Annotated in this window: 2 protein-coding genes; both read right to left on the reverse strand. The window is 58.2% G+C overall.

Features of this window, described 5'->3' with window-relative positions; translation table 11 throughout:
* The coding region (locus H5U08_RS19455; RefSeq protein WP_297037034.1) for an FHA domain-containing protein at positions 1-660 on the reverse strand (660 nt) is incomplete at its 3' end.
* A 33-nt stretch (positions 661-693) separates the two neighbouring features.
* On the reverse strand, positions 694-1,146 hold a 453-nt coding region (locus H5U08_RS19460; protein ID WP_297037037.1), incomplete at its 5' end, for a hypothetical protein.

Here is a 1,146-nt window from a genome sequence, read left to right on the forward strand (position 1 = left end):
CGCTTCCCGCTCGGGGACCAGTGTGGCGGGAATATCGAACTCGTTGGCGCTTAACCCGGTCATTTCATAAAACGACTGGCTCCCCGACTCCATGATCAGGCTGTTGACCAGGTAATCGCGGAGCACCAGCCCTGTGATTTCTTCCAGGACCGGCTCATTCTCCGGCTCAAACACCCGCAGATCCCGACAAATATCCTCAATATTGTTCTCCAGGAGGAGAATGCTTTGAGGATCATTCGTCCGACGATTTTCAAATTCGTAAAGATCGAGTCGTTCCAGCAGCTTGCGGTGGATCCGCAGTTCCAGATCGGCAATCAGGGATCGCAGGTGGGCCTCCAGCTCCTGCCGGGAGACGGTGACGGCCTTCTCCGCCTCAAAGGTGAGGGTAAAGGGCCAGATCCGCACCTTCGTCCCCGGTGTGAAAACGACCGTTTGCCCTCCCAGGACCTCTTCTTCACCCACCAGGCAACTATTGAGCCCGAGGTTTTCCAACTGCAGACGCCCATCCTCTAAAAGTCGCACCACCGCATGCCGTCGCGACACCAGGGGACTGGGGAGCACCACCGTGTTGGAGCTGTCCCGGCCGATCCACACTTCCGTGGCATCGACCTCGATCATGGTCCGGCGGCTTTCGTTGATGCGGTTGTACCAGATCTTCATGCGACCCCCACTGCGGTTTTCCTTGAAAAACTTTCAGTTCTGGGAAGTCTCTCGTGAGTGGAGAATCACCCCCACCTGTCGAAAATTCGTGGCCTCCAGCATTTTCCACAGGCGTTCCGCCTTGGGTTCAAGACGCCCGTTTTCGAGCTTCACGCTGATAGTCAGAATATTCTCCTGGGATTGCGGGAGTTGGTACGCCCGATGGGCTTCCACGCTGGTCAGTCGGTTACCCACCGCCAGCACCTTAAATTTGCCAATGACCTGTGGCCCGCCTCCCGCATCGGTCGCCGGGGCTGGGGAATTTCCACCGGAAACGGGATTCCCACCAGGCACAGGGGTGGGTGCCGAAACGATGAAAGAAACCATGTCCCCCGGCTCGATCAAGCTCGGCACAATCGTGCGGGTATCGATGGGGATAAACATCGCAATCTCTTCGGTGTTCCCAGCCGGTTGACCGCCGAACCGAAGACGCGGCGGCGGCGGGCG

The sequence above is a fragment of the Thermogutta sp. genome, from assembly GCF_014359955.1.
Classification (GTDB): Bacteria; Planctomycetota; Planctomycetia; order Pirellulales; family Thermoguttaceae; genus Thermogutta.